Here is an 18,470-nt window from a genome sequence, read left to right as displayed (position 1 = left end):
CCTACCCGCCCGACGACTCCCCTGTGCCGTTCATCCCCCACCGGAAGTTCAGGTAGGACCGCGAGGGCGTGGGCCCGCGCTGGTCCTGGTACCGCGATCCGTACTGCGCGGAGCCGTAGGGGAACTCCGCCGGCGAGGTCAGCCGGAACATGCACAGCTGCCCGATGCGCATACCGGGGTAGAGCTTCATCGGCAGCGTGGCGACGTTCGACAGCTCCAACGTGACGTGCCCGGAGAAACCGGGGTCGATGAACCCGGCGGTGGAGTGCGTCAGCAGCCCGAGCCGCCCCAGCGAACTCTTGCCTTCGAGCCGGCTGGCGATGTCGTCGGGCAGCCCCACGACCTCGTAGGTGGAGGCCAGCACGAACTCCCCGGGGTGCAGGATGAACGGCTCATCCCCGTCGGGCTCGACCAGCCGCGTCAGCTGCGGCTGCTCCACAGCGGGGTCGATGTGCGGGTACTTGTGGTTCTCGAACACCCGGAAGTACCGGTCCAGCCGCACGTCAATGCTGGAAGGCTGGACCAGCCCGGGTTCATAGGGGTCGATCTTGACCCGCCCGGACTCGATTTCAGACCTGATGTCACGATCGGAGAGCAGCACGCTCCAGAACCTACCTGGTCGCCACCCGCCCAACATCCGGTTACCCGCGGACGCCCGACGTCCGGTAAGCTATCGCCGTAGCCCAGCACCCTCGGGCTCACGCGGATGTAGTTCAATGGTAGAACTTCAGCTTCCCAAGCTGATAACGCGGGTTCGATTCCCGTCATCCGCTCCAGACAGCGAAGAGCCAGGTCAAACCGGGTTTCCGGTGACCTGGCTCTCGCTTTTCCAGGCGGGGTCAGCCGAGTCGTGCCGCATACGTGCCACACCGGATGCCAGCGCCGCGCACCGGCCATCGGCACGTCCTCTCCCTTGTCATCGCCGCGCCTCCGCTGGAGCCCCTCGGCCGCACGTTGCCGAGCGCATCGGCGAGGTCCCGTGCGCGTTGTCTTGCGATGCGCCGTCGTCCAGCGCGCCGGCCTTCCACCCCCGCAGGATCGCCGACGGTGGGATGGTGAGCACGTACCTGGAGGGCTTCGAGCGCGTCTGGGACGAGGCGGCGCCGCTTGGGTGAGGGAGGAAGGCCGATGGCACGGCGGATCGACTACTTCGACGACCCCCAGGCCCCGCCCGCCAACAGCCTCGTCCCCTCGGTCAACGTCATCGTCGTCAACGACCGCGATGAGGTACTGATGATCCGGCGCACCGACAACGGCAACTGGGCACTGCCCGGCGGCGCCATCGACCTGGGCGAGTCCGTGCCCGAGGCGGCGGTGCGCGAGACCCGCGAGGAAACCGGGATCACCTGCGAGATCACCGGGATATCGGGGATCTACTCCGACCCCCGGCACATCATCCTCTACACCAGCGACGGCGAGGCGCGCCAGGAGTTCTCCATCGTCCTCACCGCCCGGCAGCTCTCCGGCGAGCCCACCCCCAGCAGCGAGTCCCGCGAAGTCCACTGGGTGCCCAAGGCCCAACTGCCCGGCTACCGGATGGACCGCTCCATGCGCCTACGAATCGACCACTTCCTCCAGGCACCGGCCGCGCCCCACATCGGGTGACCGGCCGGTCCCGGATCGGCGTGCTCGCGGGGCCAGCCGAGGCGGCTGGGCCGTATCAGGCGACTGCGGTGCCCTCCAGTTCGACCATCAGGGTCGGGATGGCCAGCCGGGTCACGCCCAGCATCGTGGTTGCCGGGGCCACTTCGGCCGCGGCCAGTCTCAACGCCAGTACTCCGTAGTGCTGGAAGAGCAGGTCGACGTCGGTGGTGTAGACGTTGAGGCGGATCAGGTTCGCGAGGGTCATGTCGGCCTGGGCGAGGACCGCTTCAAGGTTGTCCACGCTCAGCGCCAGTTGCGCCGCCATGTCCTCGGGGTGCTGCGGCGCGCCGTCCGCGCTCATCGCGGTCTGCCCGGCGCAGTACAGGGTGCGGGTGTGCCCCGTGACGACCTCGCCCTGGTGGTACCCCATCTCCACGGACCACGTCCACGGGTTGACCGCCGTTCGCTGCGCTGCCACATCGGCTCCATTCGGTTCGTCGGGAGTTGCGTACGTCCGCCGGTTCGGTCGCCGGCGTCTTCCACGTCGCGGGAAGAGCCTCCCGGCAAATCACGACACCCTCTGTCGTGTATTCCGGGTAGCGTTTCCGCGTGCGCGCCGACCGACTGGTATCGCTGGTGCTGCTGCTGCGGCAGCACGGCCGGCTGTCCGCGGCCGCGCTGGCGCGCGAGCTGGAGGTGTCCACCCGGACCGTGCTGCGCGACATCGAGGCGCTGTCCGCGGCCGGCGTCCCGGTCTACGCCGAGCGCGGGCGGCACGGCGGCTTCGCGCTGCTGCCCGGATTCCGGACCGAGCTCACCGGCCTGAGCCACGACGAGGCGCTCGCCCTGCTGGTCGCCGGGTCGCGGCGCGGCGCGCAGGCGTTCGGGCTCGGGGCGGCGCTCGCCTCGGCCATGCGCAAGGTGGTCGACGCGCTGCCCGAGAGCTACCGGGCCGTCGCGGCCGGCGGGGCCCGGCGACTGCTCATCGACCCGGAGACCGACCTCCTCTCGCGCCGGCTGGTCGAGGAGGACGTGCCGGACGCCGTCGTGGCCGCGATCCGGCGCGCGGTGTTCGCCGGACACCGGCTGCGCATCCACTACGCGGCCGTGGACCAGCCCCCGAAGTGGCGCACGGTGGACCCGATCGGGCTGGTCACCGTGCGCGGACAGGGCTACCTGCTGGCCACGAGGTCCGGCGCGGACCGCACCTACCGGCTGTCTAGGGTCATGGCCGCCGAGGAACTCGACGAACCCGCCCAGCGGCCCGACCGGGTCGATCTCGATCGGGCGTGGCGGGAACGCGGCGCACGGTTTCGGACCGGCGGCGACCAGGTCAGGGCGGTGGTGCGCCTGGACCCGGCGCGGCGGGCGGAGCTGGTGGCGACCGCGCTGGCCGTGAGCGCCGAGGAGGCCGACGCGGACGGCCGGCTGCGGCTGGAGGTCTCCTTCCAGGACGCGCGGCACGCCGAGTGGGCGCTGTGGCAACTCGCCGCGGACGCCGAAACCCTGTCCCCGGAGTGGCTGCGCGCCTCCCTGCGCGACCGCGCCGCCGCGATGGCCGCCCGCTACGGGGCGCCCGCCTGAGAGCCGGTGCCCGGCGCGCCCGCTGTTGTCACCGCGGGACTCGGCACAGCAGACGCAGGCGCCGAGGAGACCGCCCGTGGGCGGTGCTCACGGGCGGCCGCCGGTCACCGCGCGGTTGTGCTCCAGCGCGACGCCGACCCAGAAGGACAGGTGCTCGTCGTCGTTGACGGCGTGCGCCGCGACCTCAATCCATCCCGGCCCCATGTCACGCTGCGGCCCCATCGACGCCTGAGCCGCCCCAGGGCGGTCCAGAAGCTCCTCATACCGGTCGGCGTCGACCCGCACCAGCAGGTCTCCGCCTTTCCGTGCCGCGAGGACCATCCGCTCGTTGACCATGAAGGACCGGCCGCCGAACATCGCGACTTCCCGGGGCATCGGCCCGTGTGCGAGAAGAGCGCGGACGCGTTCGACGAGAACGGTCTGCTCGGGAGTCATGGCGCGGTCGTCTCAGTCCTGTTCGGGCGGGCCGTAGGAGAGCCGGTCGAAGATCAGCACGCTCTCGCTGATCCTCCCGCCTTCGACGGTGAAGAGTTCGGCGGCGGGAGTCGTGGAGGTCGCCGCTGTCTGCGGGTAGTAGAACAGCGCGACGCGGTCCCCGTCGGTGAACTCGGCGATGTCGCCGATACCGGTGAGCGCGGGCGCGAATCCGGTGATGAACTTCCGGTAGGCGTCCTTGCCGTCGATGTCCATGCCCGGTGCGCGGCACGTGACGTCGTCGGCGACGTAGCCCATGGCGGTCTTGACATCGCCCCCCGTCCAGGCGTGGTGGTACTTCTTGACGACGTCGTAGGCGGTGCTCTGCGCGCTGTGTGTCATGGGATCGTCCTTTGCTCGTGCCGCGAACCGGCGGCGTTTCGGTCAGGCGGAATGCGGGACCCAGTTGTCAGGCCCCGGGTCGCCTCCCGCGCCGGCGACCGCGAGGCGGGGCAGGAAGTTCGCCCATCCATTGGCGTGGCCGGGGACCTCGGCGGAGGGCAGGTTGGAATGGCGGAGATCGAGCCTGGTTCCGGTGGTGGTGGCGGTCAGCCGGAACTCCACCGTCGAGGCTCCGGCGGGCAGGTCCTCACTTCCCGCGAACCCCCACGAGACCACGACCCGGCTCGGCCGCTCCACGTGGAGGTACTCGCCCCGAACCGGGTGGCCGGCGATGTCGACCGCGAACCTGCCTCCGGGGGTCGGGTCGAGGTCGGCGTAGCGGCCCATCCACGCCTCCATTCCCGCGTTCGTCGTCAGGTACTCGAACACGGTCTCGGGCGGCGCCGCGATGTCGACGGAGTCGCGGAACTCAGCCACGCGCCTCGCCCTGCCCGGCCTCGATGACCGCCTTGAGCGCCGCCAGCCTGGCCGGCCAGAACTCGTCCAGGTACGAGCGCACCGCCGCGATCCCGTCGGTGTTCACCACGAACAGGTGCCTCGTGCCTTCGCGGGTGCCGACCACGAGCCCCGCCTTTCGGAGCACCCCGAGATGGTGGGACGTCGTCTGCTGCGACAGCCCCACCTTCTCGGCGATGGAGCCCACCGGCTGCGGCTCCGACCGGATCGCCCGCAGAATCGCGCGCCGATTCCCGTCCGCGAGCCCGCGCAGTGCCAGGTCGAGGTCCACCGCGTCCGCGACGCCCATCTCCACCTCCTCCGTCTCATGCGGCGCAAGCTTAGCACAAGGATTCATTTGTACTTATGCTTGTGAGTACAAAGATTGGTTGTTGGACGTCCGGCGCGGGCGCGGAGTCAGCGTCGCGGGCTCCGGCCTGTCGCAAGCGGCTGCTACGTTCCCGGGCCATGGCGACCCCCTCCCGGCAGCAGCCGACCCTCTATGTGATCGATGACGAGTTCGTCCCGCCCGACCGGGGCGACGAGCAGGACGGGCCGCGGGGCGCGGCGCCCGCCGGCGACCCCGACGAGGCGGTGCGGCTGCTCCACCGCTACCGGCGGCTGATGGCCGACATCCTGGGGTACGAGGAGCCGCTGCAGCCGCCCGCGAGCGAGGCGGACATCGCCGCGGCCGAGGACGACCTCGGCCTCGCGCTGCCGCCCGACCTCCGCGCGCTGTACGGTGTCGCCGACGGCGACGGCGACCTCGTCAACCCCCTGTTCGACCGCAACGAGTGGTTCTCCCTCGCCGAGATCGCCGACCACGACGACGAGTGGCTCGACATCGCGCAGGAGTGGCAGTACGAACCCTGGCGCCGCACGGTGTTCGACTCCCGGCCGCCCGGCGCCGTCCGGCGGTCGCCGCTGCGCCCGGGCTGGATCCGGTTCGCGACCGACACCGGCGGCAACTGGCTGGCCGTGGACATGGACCCCGGACCGCGGGGCCGCCCCGGGCAGGTCATCGCGGTCGGGGTCGACTACGGCGAGGGCCCGACCTACGTCGCCGACTCGGTGACCGCCTTTTTGCGCCGCCTGGTGGAGGCCCTGGAACGCGGCGCCTACGTCCGGCACGACACGAGCCTGTGGATCGAGTCGGACCTGCCGGACCTGCCCGTCGAACCCGCCGAGTACAGCGGCGGACCGCCCTCGCCCGAGGACGCGAGGCAGGCCGGTCCGCGCGTGCAGAAGGTCCGGGTGACCGGCGCCGCGGACTGCGCGTTCCTCGCCGAGACGCCCGACGTCCTCTCCCTGGCCCTGGCGAGCGACGGCGCACCCGACCTCTCCGCCCTCGGCGGCCTTCCCGTGGAGTACCTGGAGCTGGACGTGGCGGCCGCCGACCTCGCGGCGCCGGCGCGCAACCCGGAGCTGCGCGCGCTGTCGGTCGCCAGTGCGCGGCCCGTCGAGCTGGCCCCGCTCCGCTCGGCGCCCCGCCTGTGGGCGCTGGACATCGCGGCGGCCCCGGTAGCCGACCTCGCCGCGGTGGCCGGGTTGGCGGGCCTGCGGTACCTGGAGGTCACCGCGGAGCAGTGGCGCGGACTGTCGGCCCTCGGCGGCCCGCCGCACCTGGCCGTCGTCGGCGTCCACCCCCGCCGGCCGCGACGCGAATGGCCGCTCGGGGCGGACTGGACCACCGAGTACGGCACCCCGCCCGCGACCACGGGCTGACCGCCGCCGGCGCGCGGGAGCGAGGGCGGCGGCGGCCGGGCGCACCGGAATACGAGGCTGACGGCGGTGTTGACGAGGATGTGAAGAAGATTGGATTCCTGTCCTTCGGGCACTGGACGCCCTCGCCGCACTCCCAGGTGCGGTCGGCCTCCGACGCGCTGCTGCAGTCGATCGAGTTGGCCGTCGCCGCCGAGGAGGTCGGGGCCGACGGCGCGTACTTCCGGGTGCACCACTTCGCTCGGCAGCTGGCGTCGCCGTTCCCGCTGCTCGCGGCCATCGGCGCGCGGACCAGCCGGATCGAGATCGGCACCGGCGTCATCGACATGCGCTATGAGAACCCGCTCTACATGGCCGAGGACGCCGGCGCCGCCGACCTGATCGCCGGCGGTCGGCTGCAGCTCGGCATCAGCCGGGGGTCGCCCGAGCAGGTCATCAAGGGCTACGAGTACTTCGGGCACCGCCCCGACGAGGGCTCCACCGACGCCGACATGGCGCGGGAGCACACCGCGCGGCTGCTGGAGGTCCTCAAGGGCGAGGGTTTCGCCGAGCCGAACCCGCGGCCGATGTTCCCCAACCCGCCCGGCCTGCTGCGGATCGAGCCGCACTCGCCCGGCCTGCGCGAGCGGATCTGGTGGGGCGCCGGCACGCGGGCCACGGCGGAGTGGGCCGCGCGGCAGGGGATGAACCTGATGAGTTCGACGCTGCTGACCGAGGACACCGGCGTACCGTTCCACCAGCTCCAGGCCGAGCAGATCGAGGTCTTCCGGAAGGCGTGGCAGGGCGCCGGGCACGAGCGTGAGCCCCGTGTTTCGGTCAGCCGCAGCATCTTTCCTCTGGTGACCGATTTCGACCGCCGGCTGTTCGGCCGCGAGGCCGCCAGCACCGACCAGGTGGGCCACCTCGACAACGGCCTGGCCCGGTTCGGCAAGACCTACGCCGGTGAGCCCGACAAGCTGGTCGAGGAACTGGCGCGGGACGAGGCGGTCGCGGCCGCCGACACCCTGCTGCTCACCGTGCCCAACCAGCTGGGCGTGGACTACAACGCCCACATCCTGGACAGCCTGCTGCGCTACGTCGCCCCGGAGCTCGGCTGGCGCTGACCCACCGGCGCCGCCCGCGCCCGCCCGGGGACCGCCAGGGTCCGCCGGGTGTCCGCGGACGGCGCCGTCTGCCGTTGACTTCCCCGTTCTCGGCCTCAACCCCACGGAGCGACGCGTAAATCCATTGACACCACTCCGTTCGAAGTACTATGTTCAAACTACTTCAAACAGAGTGCAATGGTCGCAGTCCAGGAGGCCCGTATGCGTGTCACCCTTCCGTCGAACCTCGTCGCCGGCACCCCCATGACCCCGGCGGCGCAGAGCCCCAGCCCTCACCGCACGGGCAGGGGGCGCCAGGCTCCCGTTCCGGCCGGCAGGCCGCGCCCGGTACCCCGGCCCCGGCCCGTGTTCAAGCCCCGCGGCACCCGCTGAGCCCCGGCGATGGCCGCCCTCCGCACCCGAACCCCCGATCAGCACGGCTGACGGGGGTTCGGGCGTTTCGGCCCCGGGCAGCGCGGGCGAACTCCAACCCGAATCCGGCAGGTGGTCCCGGTCGGTCTCGCCGACGTTCCGGGAGGTCGCCTCGCCGCGGAGCCGTCTGCCGTCGGCCGCCTCCAGCAGAATGTCGAACATCGTCGTCATGGCGGACGACCCTAGTCACCGGACCGCTGCCCCGATCGGCTGCCGCGCCATCAGAAATAGGGCAGGCCACCGGTGAAAGCGGTCTCGAAGTACTCGGCCGAGGTGATGTGGGCGAGATAGCGGGCGTCGCTCACCTCGATCTCGAAGCTGGCGTCCGGCCAGTACTCGTCGCCGGTGATCTCGAACGACACGACGATGTCGGCCGCGCGCCGGGCGAACTCCTCGGGCTCGGACTCCAGCGTGACGTAGCGGACGCCGTTCGACATCCCCCCGCCCAGGACGCGGCGCCCGTAGAACTCACTGGGCTTGACCCGGGGCTCGCGCGCCTTGCCGGTGCCCTCGTCCAGCACGTAGCCCTCGGAGTCGACGGGCACCGTCCGGCCGAAGAACAGCCCCCACAGCTCGGTGAACTCGGCCTCCGTCTCCGCCGAGAGCGGCCCCGTCGCCACCCATTTGTCCCGCCACGCGTCGAGGAGGAGTTGGAGCCCGAACTCCCGGAGGTACCCGCGGTGGATCTCGCCGTCGCTCCGCGACGTCACCGAACCGTTGATCCGCTTTCCCACCGGCTTGGCGAGAAGGACATCGAACATCATCGTCATGGCGGACGACCTTAGCGGCCATGTCGGACATCGGAAGCCGGACCACCGGCTGGGCCGCATCGGGCCCCCGGCGCCGGAATCGGAAACGGAAACGGCCGGAGGGCCGCCGCTCGTGCGGGCCGCTTGCCGCTCACTACCTCTCAGGCCGGGAACTCGTCTTGCCAGCCCCGCTCGACGGACCGGCGGCACCGCACGGGCTCGTCGCCCGCGCTGACCAGCAGCGCGGTCAGCATCGGCACGCAGTGGTCGAGCGTCTCGCGCGGCAGCGGGCCGTTGGCGACCAGGGAGACCAGGCCGTGGCCCATCGCCCAGCCCTGGGTGGCCAGGTCCAGGGGGACGACGTCGGCGCGGAGGCGGCCGGTGTCGACGGCCCGCGCGGCGGCGCGGACCAGGTGTTCGAGGGTGTCGTCGGCGGCCTGGAGGTCGTCGAGTTCGAAGTCCGCGTCGAACATGACCCGGTACAGGTCGGGGTGGTCCAGGGCGTTGTCGAGGTAGGCGGCGGCCAGCGCGGCGAGGTCGCGCACCGGGTCTGCGGACGTGTCGACCCTCGCGAACCTGGCGGCCAGGCGGGTGAACCCCTCCTGCCGCAGCGCCCGCCACACGCCGTCCATGCCGCCGAAGTAGGTGTAGACGGCCATCGTCGAGACGGAGGTGCCGGCCACGAGCGAGCGCAGGGTGATCGGCTCGCGGGTGCGGAGCATGTGCGCGGCCCGCTCCAGCAGGAGGGTGCGCACGGCCGGGTCCTTGGTCCTCGCCATGGGCCCCAGAATACATAGCATTGCATTGCTATTCCTAGGGTCGGCCGTCTGCATAAAACTAGGGATGCTAGGTTTGTTCCTAGGAACACTAGGACAGGAGGAGCCGCATGGCCCGCGTCGGCCTCACCGCCGCCAAACTGACCGCCGCCGCGGCGGAGATGGCCGACGAGATCGGCCTGGAGCAGGTGACCGTCTCCGCGCTCGCGCGGCGCTTCGGCGTGAAGGACGCCAGCGTCTACTCCCATGTGCGCAACCTGCGGGAACTGCGGGTGCGGGTCGCGGTGCTGGGCGGTGCGGAGATGACCGACCGCATCGCCGCGGCCGTGGCCGGGCGGGCGGGCCGGGACGCGCTCGTCGCCTTCGCCGACGCCTACCGGCGCTACGCGCTCGACCACCCCGGCCGCTACGCGGCCACCCAGATGCGCATCGCGCCGGAGGAGATGGTCGACACCACCGGCCTGCGGCGCAGCGTCGAACTGACCCACGGCATGCTCCGCGCCTACGGCCTGGCCGAGCCGGACCTCACCGACGCCGGCCGCCTGCTGCGCGCCACCTTCCACGGCTATGTCCACCTGGAGCTGAACGGGGGGTTCAACCACCCACGGGCGGTCGAGGAGTCGTGGGCGCGCTCGCTCGACGCGCTCCACGTGCTCCTGGAGAACTGGCCCCGCCACGACGACGGGAGCAGCCGATGACCACGCCCCGGACCGGCACCCTGCGAGTGCCGGGCGCCACCCTCCACTACGAGGTGCGCGGCAGCGGCCCGGTCCTGCTGCTCATCCCCGGCGGCGCCGCCGACGCCGGGCTGTACGCGGGCATGGCCGCGGACCTGGCGGCGCGCCACACCGTGGTCTCCTACGACCCGCGCGGCCTGTCGCGCAGCCCGCTCGACGGCCCGCTCACCGACCAGCGGGTCGAGGTGTGGAGCGACGACGCGCGCAGGCTGCTCAACCTCCTGGCGCCCGACGGCGGGGCGTCCGTGCTCGGATGCAGTTCCGGCGCGATCGTCGCGGTCGACCTGCTGGCCCGATATCCCGACGGCCTGCGCCGGGTGGTCGCGCACGAGCCGCCGCTGCTGGAACTCCTGCCGGACCCCGCGCCGCACCGGCGGCTGTTCGCCGAGGTGCGCGACGCCTTCCGCGCCGAAGGTGTCGGCGCGGCGGTGGCCCGGCTCAGCGAGGGGCTGGGGGCGCACGCGGCGGAGGAGGCGGACCGGGCGCCGGAGGGGACGGCGGACCGGTTGGACGAGCGGCCGGCCGAGCGGGCGGGTGAGCGGGCGGCCGGTCAGGAGGTGGAGCGGAAGTCCGGCCAGGAGGCGGAGCCGCCGCCCGAGGCCCGGGAGTCGGCGGCCCGGATGCACGCCAACATGCCCGTGTTCCTGGGGCACATGCTGGTGCCGTTCTCGTCGTTCCGGCCGGACCTCACCGCGCTCGGCGCCGTCGCCGACCGGCTGGTGCCGGCGGCGGGTCGGGAGTCGCGCGGCCAGGTGCCGTTCTCCGGCCCGGCTGCCCGGATGGCGGACCTGCTGGGGACCGGCCTCGCCGAGTTCCCCGGCGGGCACCTCGGCGCGGTCGAGCACCCGAAGGAGTTCGCCGAGCGGCTGCTGGCGGTCCTCGCCTGATCCACCGGGCGAGGACCCGGCGGGGACGGACGGGGGCGGCCGAGGGCGGTGGGGTGGTCGGGGGCAACGGGGGCGGGGACACCGTTCAGGCCCCGGGCTGGGGTTCGGGGAACTGGAATCCGGACTGGCCGCAGCCGATGCCGGTGACGTCGTGGAGCCCGTACCGCCCCTTGCTCCCCGGCTGGACGTCCACGCAGACGAACTGCGCACTGCGGGAGGGGAGGTCCACCCATCCTGTACCCCAGCCCTCCCCGCGGCATCCGTAGCCGCTGAGCACGCGGGTGTGGGAGTCGTACTCCGCGGCGGCGCAGCGATAGGAACTCTCGGCGTAGACGGGCACAGCCATGACCGTGCCGACGGCGAGGCCGGCGGCGGTCAGAGTGACGGTGGTGAGGATACGACGCACGGTGACCCTCCGGAGTGATCAGTTGCTCCGCGTGGCTTCTGTCCTCCCGTGGCACGCGAGAAACCCGGGCCTGCCGAGCTGGAATGCCAGCCGTGGGCACTCCACGCCCGTCCGGAAGCCCGTGCCGGATCCCGCTCCTTCCGCTCCCGCACCGCCCGAGCCACGCCCGTTCGCCGTTGCACACCGACGAGCCAAACGGCCTTCCCATTCACCGGATTGACGACCACGACGGGCCGCCAATCGGGCTTCGTGGCGCCCGATACCGAAGCAACGGCCCTGCCCTCAACGAAAACCCCGAAACGGAAGGCACAACCAACGCGTTGCGAGCAGGCCGATACCCGGCATTCACCGCAAGGTCGATGGTCCGGAATCCAGCAGCGGAATGACCATCCCCGCGTGCGCGGGGAGCACCCGTGCTGAACTGGAGTGTTTCATCGGCGAGGCCCCGTTTCAGCCACTTTCCGCGAGTCGCCCGCGCCGGGCCATCGGCTGCGGCCGTCCTTCGTCGCGCAGCGGCTCTTGGACAACCGGTTTCCACCCCCAGCCTTGGTGCACGCGCGGTAGTAAAACGTTCACATGGTGAGCCGTCACCCCTTGCCGGGCCTACCAGCGCGACAAGCGCGGGTTTCTGCGCGCCTGTGGCCGGATCCGGCCACGTTGTTGATCTCCGGGCGAGATGATCAGTAACTTCACTGAAACGTTTTAAGTGACACGCGTCACGTGATGTGCACCGCGGTGACACGCTCCGTGCGTGTCCACCCCCGTTCCCCCCTCCCGTCCCCCCTCTCCTCCCTTTCGCACCTCGCCCTTGTGATCACCGCGCCGCCGTGGCGGCGTGGGAAGGAGATCCATGCCCCCCAGCGACACCCCCGCCGACTCCTCTTCCGCTGCGCCCGGTGCGGAGGACGGACGTCGGCGGTTTCCCTTCTCCCGCCGGTCCTTCATCGCGGCCGGTGCGGCCGTCGGGGCCACCGCCGCCCTGCAGCCCGCCGTCGGGGCGCCGCCCGCCGCCGCGGCCTCCGCCGAAGGGCGGCTCGCCGCCGGGCTGCCCGACCCCGCCGGCGGCGTGCGCGCGAAGTTCCGCTGGTGGTGGCCGCACGGCATGGTCGACCTCGCCGAGATCCGCCGCGAGATCGACCAGATCGCCGACGCCGGGTTCGGCGGCGTGGAGATCGCCGACGTGCACCACAGCGTCAGCGAGCCGCTCGACCCCGAGAACACCGGCTGGGGAACCAAGCCCTGGCGCGACGCGGTGGAGGCAGCGCTCTCGCGGGCCGAGCGGCGCGGCATCAAGGTGGACCTGACCATCGGCCCCGCCTGGCCCGCCGCCGTCCCCTCCATCACGCCCCAGGACCCCGCCGCCATGCACGAACTCGCGCACGGCGTGCGGTTCCTCCAGGCGGGAGAGGAGTTCAGCGGCCCGCTGCCCGAGCCCGCCGTGGAGGCCGCCGAAGGCGTCACCGAGCGCACCCTCTTCGCAATCCAGGCCCTCCGGCTCGCCGACGGCGCGGCGCCCGAGGACTCACCGATCACGCTCAAGCCCGACACCCTCGCCGACCTGACCTCCTCGGTCGACGGCGAGGAGCTGTCCTGGACCGCGCCCGCCGAGGGCGGCGGCACCTGGGCCCTCATCGCCTACTGGCAGCGCGGCACCGGCCAGCGCCCCGAGCGCGGCCCGCACACCGAGCCCGTGTCCTACGTCGTGGACCATTTCAGCGCGGCCGGAACCCGCGCGGTGACCGACTTCTGGGACGAGCACATCCTCACCGACCGCGTCCGGAAGCTGCTGAAGGGCCCCGCCGGCGGCGCCATCTTCGAGGACTCCATCGAGATGGAGACCGACGCCACCCTCTGGACGCGCGACCTTCCCGCCGCGTTCGAGGCCCACACCGGCTACGACCCGCTCCCCTACCTGCCGGTGCTCGTGCGCGCGCACGAGGACAAGGTGTTCAGCTTCGACTCCACCACCGACCGGCGCGCGCTGGACGACTTCAACGACGTCCTCACCCAGCTCTACGTGGACCACCACATCACCCCGATCAAGAAGTGGGCGCACCGGCTGGGACTGCGGTACCGGATCCAGCCCTACGGCCTGCAGACCGACGCCGTCGCCAAGGCCGCCCTGGTCGACATCCCGGAGGGGGAGTCGCTGGGCTTCAAGAACCTCGACGACTTCCGCTCGCTGGCGGGCGGGCGCGACCTCGGCGGCAACACGGTCCTCTCCAGTGAGGCCGGCGCCGTCTACGGCGGCTCCTACAGCACGACCTGGCGGCAGACGGTCCGCACGATCTCGCGGGAGTACGCGGCGGGCGTCAACCAGGCCGTACTGCACGGCTTCTCCTATGCCGACGCGCCCGGCGCGCAGTGGCCCGGCTTCGCCGCCTTCACCCCCTACAGCGGCGGCGTCGGCTACAGCGAGTCCTGGGGCCCGCGCCACCCGACGTGGCAGCACGTCGCCGACGTCTCCGGCTTCTTCGCGCGGTGCCAGCACGCGCTGCAGTGGGGCACGTCGACGGTCGATGTCGCCTTCCTGCGCCAGAAGGGCTACGCCGGGTCCGGGTTCGGCGCCGCCTACTTCAGCAGCACGGGCGTGCGGGAGGGCTGGTCCCACCAGTTCGTCAGCCCTCGGCTGCTGGAGATCACCGATCCGCAGGTCAAGGACGGTGTGCTGGCGCCCGACGGCCCGGCCTACCGGCTGCTGGTCTTCGAGGGCGACGCGTTCAACGGGCGGGTGGCCACGCTGCCGGTGGAGACGGCGCGCCGGCTCCTCCGCTACGCAAAGAACGGCCTGAAGATCCTCGTCGTAGGCGACTGGAGCGCGCCGCAGCAGCCCGGGGTGGACCAGGGCGAGGCCGGGGAGCTCGCGGAGACGGTACGCGCGCTGCTGGACCAGCCGACCGTGCACCGGGTGGGCACGCGCGAGGAGATCGCCGCCGGAATCGCCGCGCTGGGCGCCGCGCCGTCGGTCCGCTACGCCAAGGCGTCGCCGCTGCTGCACGCCCGGCGCCGCTCGCGGAACCTGGACCTGTACTACCTGACGAACGGCTCGAACGACGCCGCGGTGGACCATGACGTCACTTTCGCGACCGACACGGCGCAGGCGTACCCCTTCTCCGTCAACCTGTGGACGGGTGAGGTCGCGCCGCTGCCCGTGCACAGGGTTGTGGACGGCGGCGTGCGGGTGCGGGTGCGGCTGGCGCCGGGGGCGTCCACGGCGGTGGCCGTCGCGCGCCCGCAGTGGGCGCGCGACGCCGCCGGCCGGAACGCGACCCCGCCGCCGGGTGAGCTGAAGAAGCTCCGGTTCGAGGGGACGGACGCCGACGCCGTCCGCGTGGACGAGCGCGGTGCGCGCGTGCGGGCGGGCGCGGCCGGTACGTACCGGACGGTGTACGCGGGCGGGCGGACGGTCTCGACCGAGATCCGCAGCGTGGGCGAGCCGAGGGAGCTGACCCGCTGGCGGCTGGAGGTGGAGGACTGGCGGCCGGGCTCGTCGGCGACGGAGACGGAGGTCCGCACCCACACCCTCGACCTGGACGGCCTGGCGCCGTGGACGGAGTTGGACGGCCTCGCGGACGTGTCGGGGATCGGCCGCTACACGGCGGAGTTCGACCTGGGGAAGGGGTGGACGGGCGGCTACGGCGCCTACCTGGACCTGGGCGCGGTGACGGACGTCTTCCGCGTGACGGTCAACGGCAAGGATCTGCCGCCGTGCGACCAGTTGAACACGGTCGTCGACCTGGGCGACCGCCTGCGGCGCGGGAAGAACACGATCGAGGTGGAGGTCTCGACCACCCTCATCAACCGCATGCGGGTGTTCCGCCCGGACGTGTACGGCAGCGTCCGCCGCCAGCAGTACGGCTTGATGGGCCCGGTCTGGCTCCGCCCGTACGGCGAAGCCGAACTGTAGGCGGGTGGGGTGCGGCTGGTCCCCGACGGCTCCCGTCGGGGACCAGCCCCCGTGCGTGCGTGGGGAGCACTCTCATTGAACTGGCACGATACGTGGCCGCTGCCGCGTTTTCGACCGCTTGGCGGTTCCCCAATTCCCCCAAGGCCGCGGACGCCCCCGTGTCCGCGGACCTCAAGTCGGCCCACGGCCCCCGGCTAGCCGATCGGGACGCCGAAGTGCTTGGCGAACGTCACCGGGTTGGCGTACTCCTCCACCGCGATCAGCTTGCCGTCCGACCAGTCGGCGCGCAGGACGTAGACGTTGGGGTACGGGCGGTCGTCCGGCGTGGTGAAGTTGCCCTTGGCCTGCACGAACGATGTGGCCGCGTCCGCCGTGACGCTGACTCTGAGGTCGGCGAACTCGATCCGGGCCATGATCTCGGTGATCCCCCGGAAGTACCCGAGCACCTGCTCCTTGCCCTCGAACCGGCCGAACGGCTCGGGGTCGCCCGACGGCGCCAGCGGGATGGTCAGCGTGGCGTCCGGGTGCAGCGTGTTCTCCAGCTGGGCGAGGTCCTTGGACTCAAGGGCGGCGAGGAACGCGCGGGTGCGCTCCTCGGTGGCGCGGACCGGGGGCTTCGGCGGGGCGGACTCGACTACGGAGGCGCTTTCGGTCATCGGATACCTCGCTGAGGGGTGGGTGGGACGGGCGGACCCGCCTGGACGGAAAATGAGACTACGTCTCAAGTGATTGCCAGTATCATAGGAGAGTCGGTCTCGGTTGTCTAACATGGGGCGTATGGCACGCCAGAACAGCTCTTCCGCGGAGACCCTGCGGGAGCGCAAGCAGCGGCGCGCGCGGGACGCGATCGTGGGCGCGGCCTACGCGCTCTTCGCCGAGCGCGGCTTCGACCACGTCACCGTCGCCGACATCGCCGAACGGGCCGAGGTCGGCCGGGCCACGTTCTTCCGCTACTTCGGCGGCAAGCAGGAGGTGGTCTTCGACGGCGACGCCCAGGTCGACGCCGAGGTCGTGGCCGCCGCGCGGCGCATCCCGGCCGACGGCCCCATCGGCGGCTCGCTCCCCGCCGCGCTGGCCTACCTGCGCTCGGCCGTCGCCCTGCTGATCGAGCGGCTGACGGAGAGCCCCGAGGAGTACCGGCTGCACGAGCGCCTTGTCGCCGCCAACCCGGACCTGGGCGCCCGCGCCCTCGCCAAGCAGCGCCGCTATGTCGACACCATGACCGAACTCCTGGACGAGCGAGGGGCCGAGCCCGCCACGGCCTCGCTGGCCGCCGAGGTCGCGCTGGCCTGCTTCTACGCGGGCCGCACGGCGGCCGGCAACGATCCCGACCGGCTGGCGAAGGCGGTGGACGACGCCTTCGAGCGCGTCCTCGGCGACCGCCTCGGCGGCTGAACCGCCCGACCGCGCCCCGGCATCCCCTCGGCCTCCGGACTCCCCCCGATCCCCCGACTCCCCGGCTCCCCGGGCTCCCGGGGCCGCGCGCCGACCTCCCCGCCGCGATTACCTCCCGGGTAATCGACGCGCGGCAGGCTCCCTTGCCAGAGTGGGGGACTGCCAACGGAACGCCGACGGAAAAGGGGCCGGACATGGACACGCGAGCCGCGGTCGAGGAGCTGCTGCGCACGATCGGCGAGGGCGACCCCGAGCGCATCGCCGAGCTGTACGCCGAGGACGTCGAGTGGCGCATCAACTGGCCCGAGGAGGAGCACGGCGGCACCGTCCCCTGGATTCGGCACCGCTCCACCCGTGCGGACGTGGCCGACCACTTCCGCACGCTCGCCGCCGCGCACCGCTCCGACAACCCGAGCGTGGAGGTCGAGCACATCCTGGTGGACGGCCCGCACGCCGTGGTCATCGGCGTCGTCGTCAACACCGTGCGGCACACCGGCGCCACTTACCGCGCGCGGTTCGCGCTGCATGTGACCGTCGAGGACGGCCGCGTCGTGCGCCACAACGTCTACGAGGACAGCCTGGCGGTGGCCCGCGCCTACGGCGCGGCGGCCGGGGCGTAGCGGGCGGCCGCGCGGCGGGCCACCCGTGGCCGGAATCCCGGCGGTGCATAACATTCCGGCCATGCACATCATCGCGGTCGTCGCCCTGGACAACGTCGTGCCGTTCGACCTGTCCACCCCCATCGAGGTGTTCAGCCGCACGCGGCTGCCCGACGGGCGGGCCGCCTACGAGGTGCGGATCTGCGGGGCCGCCCCCAGCGTCGCCGCCGGGGCCTTCTCGCTGCGGCCGCCCTGGGGCCTGGAGGCGCTCGCCGACGCCGGCACGATCATCCTGCCGGGCCGCTCCGACCTGGGCCCGGTGCCCGAGGAGGTCGTCGAGGCGCTGCGCCGCGCCGCCGCCCGCGGCGTCCGCATCGCCTCCATCTGCTCCGGCGCGTTCGTGCTGGCGGCCACCGGCCTGCTGGACGGCCTGCGCGCCACCACGCACTGGGCCGCGGCCGCCCAACTCGCCGCGCGCCACCCGCGCGTGGAGGTGGATCCGGACGTCCTCTACGTCGACAACGGGCAGTTCCTCACGTCGGCGGGAGCCGCCGCCGGGCTCGACCTGTGCCTGCACATGATCCGGCGCGACCACGGCTCGGCGGTCGCCGCCGACGCCGCCCGGCTCTCGGTCATGCCGCTGGAGCGCGAGGGCGGCCAGGCGCAGTTCATCGCGCACGACCACCCGCCGGTGCCGCGCGGCTCGGTGCTGGAGCCCGTGCTGCGGTGGGTCGAGGACAACCTGGCGGCGGACCTCACGCTGGACGACATCGCCCGCACCGCCGGCGTCAGTTTGCGGACGCTCAACCGGCGGTTCCGCGAGCAGACCGGAACCACCCCTCTTCAGTGGCTGCTGCGCGCCCGGATCCGGCGCGCCCAGTATCTGCTGGAGGCCACCGACCACCCGGTCGACCGGATCGCCGGCGAGGTGGGCTTCGGCTCGTCCACCGCCTTCCGCGACCGGTTCAAGCGGGTGGTGGGCACCACCCCGCAGGCCTACCGCAGCGCCTTCACCCGCCCCGCCCCGGTGCCGTGAGCCGCCCTCGGCGCGCCCGGCGGCGACCGCGCGTCCGCGCCGGATGACCGTTTGTGGACAGTGGTCCACATCACATCGTTGACCGGCTGGCCAAGATCCACATCGCCGCCCAGCTGCGCGGGCCGGCCAAACGATCTCCGCCGCCGCGGAAGGGGCGGCTCTCACGCCGCGCACCGCCCGTGTTGCATGCTGCGGGCACGGCGCGAAGCCGGTGCCCGGCGGGGCTCCCGGCGGCCGGAGGCGCCGTCCGCGGACCCCGCAGG

At 72.4% G+C, this 18,470-nt stretch carries 20 protein-coding genes and 1 tRNA gene; 11 read left to right on the top strand and 10 right to left on the bottom strand.

The window, feature by feature from the left end; all coding sequences use genetic code 11:
* Position 1 precedes the first annotated feature (1 nt).
* Positions 2 to 601, bottom strand: a complete 600-nt coding sequence (gene dcd / locus HNR12_RS17740) for a dCTP deaminase (protein WP_179768675.1) — start codon at positions 599 to 601, stop codon at positions 2 to 4.
* A 101-nt stretch (positions 602 to 702) separates the two neighbouring features.
* On the opposite strand from dcd, the gene HNR12_RS17735 reads away from it, so the two are divergent.
* Positions 703 to 776: transfer RNA gene (locus tag HNR12_RS17735), tRNA-Gly, on the top strand.
* Between the two features lie 352 nt (positions 777 to 1,128).
* Positions 1,129 to 1,605: an NUDIX hydrolase gene (locus tag HNR12_RS17730; RefSeq protein ID WP_179768674.1), complete on the top strand. Its 477-nt coding sequence runs from the start codon at positions 1,129 to 1,131 to the stop codon at positions 1,603 to 1,605.
* Positions 1,606 to 1,660: 55 nt separating this feature from the next.
* On the opposite strand, the gene HNR12_RS17725 is transcribed toward HNR12_RS17730, so the two are convergent.
* Entirely contained in the window at positions 1,661 to 2,014 is a 354-nt protein-coding gene (locus HNR12_RS17725; protein WP_179770683.1) for a RidA family protein, read from the bottom strand.
* A gap of 179 nt (positions 2,015 to 2,193) precedes the next feature.
* Here HNR12_RS17725 and HNR12_RS17720 point away from each other — a divergent pair, with 179 nt between their 5' ends.
* A complete protein-coding gene (locus HNR12_RS17720; protein WP_179768673.1) occupies positions 2,194 to 3,168 on the top strand; it encodes a helix-turn-helix transcriptional regulator in 975 nt (324 codons plus the stop codon).
* Positions 3,169 to 3,255: 87 nt separating this feature from the next.
* Here the strand turns inward: HNR12_RS17720 and HNR12_RS17715 are convergent, their stop codons facing one another.
* From HNR12_RS17715 to HNR12_RS17700, 4 genes are read right to left on the bottom strand one after another with little or no spacing between them, the layout of a single operon-like run.
* Positions 3,256 to 3,603 (bottom strand): TfoX/Sxy family protein, encoded by a 348-nt coding sequence (locus tag HNR12_RS17715; RefSeq protein ID WP_179768672.1) that lies wholly within the window; start codon positions 3,601 to 3,603, stop codon positions 3,256 to 3,258.
* 12 nt (positions 3,604 to 3,615) lie between these two features.
* A complete protein-coding gene (locus HNR12_RS17710; RefSeq protein WP_179768671.1) occupies positions 3,616 to 3,984 on the bottom strand; it encodes a nuclear transport factor 2 family protein in 369 nt (122 codons plus the stop codon).
* Between the two features lie 42 nt (positions 3,985 to 4,026).
* The gene (locus HNR12_RS17705; protein ID WP_179768670.1) at positions 4,027 to 4,461 is read right to left on the bottom strand and encodes an SRPBCC domain-containing protein; all 435 of its coding nucleotides are present in this window, start codon (positions 4,459 to 4,461) and stop codon (positions 4,027 to 4,029) included.
* Positions 4,454 to 4,789 carry an ArsR/SmtB family transcription factor gene (locus HNR12_RS17700; RefSeq protein ID WP_179768669.1) on the bottom strand — a complete coding sequence of 112 codons (336 nt, stop codon included), beginning with the start codon at positions 4,787 to 4,789 and terminating at the stop codon, positions 4,454 to 4,456. The genes HNR12_RS17705 and HNR12_RS17700 overlap by 8 nt, the downstream gene beginning before the upstream one ends.
* 158 nt (positions 4,790 to 4,947) lie before the next feature.
* On the opposite strand from HNR12_RS17700, the gene HNR12_RS17695 reads away from it, so the two are divergent.
* Together HNR12_RS17695 and HNR12_RS17690 are read left to right on the top strand one after the other, a co-directional pair.
* Positions 4,948 to 6,204: an SMI1/KNR4 family protein gene (locus HNR12_RS17695; protein ID WP_179768668.1), complete on the top strand. Its 1,257-nt coding sequence runs from the start codon at positions 4,948 to 4,950 to the stop codon at positions 6,202 to 6,204.
* 80 nt (positions 6,205 to 6,284) lie between these two features.
* On the top strand, positions 6,285 to 7,304 hold the full coding sequence (locus tag HNR12_RS17690) for an LLM class flavin-dependent oxidoreductase (protein WP_179768667.1): 1,020 nt from the start codon (positions 6,285 to 6,287) through the stop codon (positions 7,302 to 7,304).
* 632 nt (positions 7,305 to 7,936) lie between these two features.
* On the opposite strand, the gene HNR12_RS17685 is transcribed toward HNR12_RS17690, so the two are convergent.
* The gene (locus HNR12_RS17685; protein WP_179768666.1) at positions 7,937 to 8,485 is read right to left on the bottom strand and encodes a hypothetical protein; all 549 of its coding nucleotides are present in this window, start codon (positions 8,483 to 8,485) and stop codon (positions 7,937 to 7,939) included.
* A 140-nt stretch (positions 8,486 to 8,625) separates the two neighbouring features.
* The gene (locus tag HNR12_RS17680; RefSeq protein ID WP_179768665.1) at positions 8,626 to 9,243 is read right to left on the bottom strand and encodes a TetR/AcrR family transcriptional regulator; all 618 of its coding nucleotides are present in this window, start codon (positions 9,241 to 9,243) and stop codon (positions 8,626 to 8,628) included.
* A 107-nt stretch (positions 9,244 to 9,350) separates the two neighbouring features.
* On the opposite strand from HNR12_RS17680, the gene HNR12_RS17675 reads away from it, so the two are divergent.
* Together HNR12_RS17675 and HNR12_RS17670 are read left to right on the top strand one after the other, a co-directional pair.
* Positions 9,351 to 9,938 carry a TetR-like C-terminal domain-containing protein gene (locus HNR12_RS17675; protein ID WP_179768664.1) on the top strand — a complete coding sequence of 196 codons (588 nt, stop codon included), beginning with the start codon at positions 9,351 to 9,353 and terminating at the stop codon, positions 9,936 to 9,938.
* Complete coding sequence (locus HNR12_RS17670) at positions 9,935 to 10,864, top strand: alpha/beta fold hydrolase (protein ID WP_179768663.1); 930 nt, start codon at positions 9,935 to 9,937, stop codon at positions 10,862 to 10,864. The genes HNR12_RS17675 and HNR12_RS17670 overlap by 4 nt, the downstream gene beginning before the upstream one ends.
* 85 nt (positions 10,865 to 10,949) lie before the next feature.
* Here the strand turns inward: HNR12_RS17670 and HNR12_RS17665 are convergent, their stop codons facing one another.
* On the bottom strand, positions 10,950 to 11,270 hold the full coding sequence (locus HNR12_RS17665) for a hypothetical protein (RefSeq protein ID WP_179768662.1): 321 nt from the start codon (positions 11,268 to 11,270) through the stop codon (positions 10,950 to 10,952).
* Between the two features lie 850 nt (positions 11,271 to 12,120).
* Here HNR12_RS17665 and HNR12_RS17660 point away from each other — a divergent pair.
* The gene (locus tag HNR12_RS17660) at positions 12,121 to 15,177 is read left to right on the top strand and encodes a glycosyl hydrolase (protein ID WP_179768661.1); all 3,057 of its coding nucleotides are present in this window, start codon (positions 12,121 to 12,123) and stop codon (positions 15,175 to 15,177) included.
* Positions 15,178 to 15,371: 194 nt separating this feature from the next.
* Here the strand turns inward: HNR12_RS17660 and HNR12_RS17655 are convergent, their stop codons facing one another.
* Positions 15,372 to 15,833, bottom strand: a complete 462-nt coding sequence (locus HNR12_RS17655; RefSeq protein ID WP_179768660.1) for a nuclear transport factor 2 family protein — start codon at positions 15,831 to 15,833, stop codon at positions 15,372 to 15,374.
* Between the two features lie 121 nt (positions 15,834 to 15,954).
* On the opposite strand from HNR12_RS17655, the gene HNR12_RS17650 reads away from it, so the two are divergent.
* The 3 genes from HNR12_RS17650 to HNR12_RS17640 all read left to right on the top strand — a co-directional run bounded on the left by HNR12_RS17650 (position 15,955) and on the right by HNR12_RS17640 (position 18,207).
* Positions 15,955 to 16,572, top strand: a complete 618-nt coding sequence (locus HNR12_RS17650) for a TetR/AcrR family transcriptional regulator (RefSeq protein ID WP_179768659.1) — start codon at positions 15,955 to 15,957, stop codon at positions 16,570 to 16,572.
* A gap of 194 nt (positions 16,573 to 16,766) precedes the next feature.
* Positions 16,767 to 17,192 carry a nuclear transport factor 2 family protein gene (locus HNR12_RS17645; RefSeq protein ID WP_179768658.1) on the top strand — a complete coding sequence of 142 codons (426 nt, stop codon included), beginning with the start codon at positions 16,767 to 16,769 and terminating at the stop codon, positions 17,190 to 17,192.
* Positions 17,193 to 17,253: 61 nt separating this feature from the next.
* The gene (locus tag HNR12_RS17640; protein ID WP_179768657.1) at positions 17,254 to 18,207 is read left to right on the top strand and encodes a GlxA family transcriptional regulator; all 954 of its coding nucleotides are present in this window, start codon (positions 17,254 to 17,256) and stop codon (positions 18,205 to 18,207) included.
* Positions 18,208 to 18,470 lie beyond the last annotated feature (263 nt).

Source organism: Streptomonospora nanhaiensis, assembly GCF_013410565.1.
Classification (GTDB): domain Bacteria; phylum Actinomycetota; class Actinomycetes; order Streptosporangiales; family Streptosporangiaceae; genus Streptomonospora; species Streptomonospora nanhaiensis.
The sequence above is the reverse complement of the archived record's forward strand: the minus strand, read 5'-3'. Positions and strand labels throughout refer to the sequence as shown.

Coding starts and splice junctions, on each gene's coding strand:
- HNR12_RS17730 (WP_179768674.1), top strand. CDS start 1,129: ATGGCACGGCGGATCGACTACTTCGACGACCCCCAGGCCCCGCCCGCC.
- HNR12_RS17725 (WP_179770683.1), bottom strand. CDS start 2,014: ATGGGGTACCACCAGGGCGAGGTCGTCACGGGGCACACCCGCACCCTG.
- HNR12_RS17715 (WP_179768672.1), bottom strand. CDS start 3,603: ATGACTCCCGAGCAGACCGTTCTCGTCGAACGCGTCCGCGCTCTTCTC.
- HNR12_RS17710 (WP_179768671.1), bottom strand. CDS start 3,984: ATGACACACAGCGCGCAGAGCACCGCCTACGACGTCGTCAAGAAGTAC.
- HNR12_RS17700 (WP_179768669.1), bottom strand. CDS start 4,789: ATGGGCGTCGCGGACGCGGTGGACCTCGACCTGGCACTGCGCGGGCTC.
- HNR12_RS17695 (WP_179768668.1), top strand. CDS start 4,948: ATGGCGACCCCCTCCCGGCAGCAGCCGACCCTCTATGTGATCGATGAC.
- HNR12_RS17685 (WP_179768666.1), bottom strand. CDS start 8,485: ATGACGATGATGTTCGATGTCCTTCTCGCCAAGCCGGTGGGAAAGCGG.
- HNR12_RS17680 (WP_179768665.1), bottom strand. CDS start 9,243: ATGGCGAGGACCAAGGACCCGGCCGTGCGCACCCTCCTGCTGGAGCGG.
- HNR12_RS17675 (WP_179768664.1), top strand. CDS start 9,351: ATGGCCCGCGTCGGCCTCACCGCCGCCAAACTGACCGCCGCCGCGGCG.
- HNR12_RS17670 (WP_179768663.1), top strand. CDS start 9,935: ATGACCACGCCCCGGACCGGCACCCTGCGAGTGCCGGGCGCCACCCTC.
- HNR12_RS17660 (WP_179768661.1), top strand. CDS start 12,121: ATGCCCCCCAGCGACACCCCCGCCGACTCCTCTTCCGCTGCGCCCGGT.
- HNR12_RS17655 (WP_179768660.1), bottom strand. CDS start 15,833: ATGACCGAAAGCGCCTCCGTAGTCGAGTCCGCCCCGCCGAAGCCCCCG.
- HNR12_RS17650 (WP_179768659.1), top strand. CDS start 15,955: ATGGCACGCCAGAACAGCTCTTCCGCGGAGACCCTGCGGGAGCGCAAG.
- HNR12_RS17645 (WP_179768658.1), top strand. CDS start 16,767: ATGGACACGCGAGCCGCGGTCGAGGAGCTGCTGCGCACGATCGGCGAG.
- HNR12_RS17640 (WP_179768657.1), top strand. CDS start 17,254: ATGCACATCATCGCGGTCGTCGCCCTGGACAACGTCGTGCCGTTCGAC.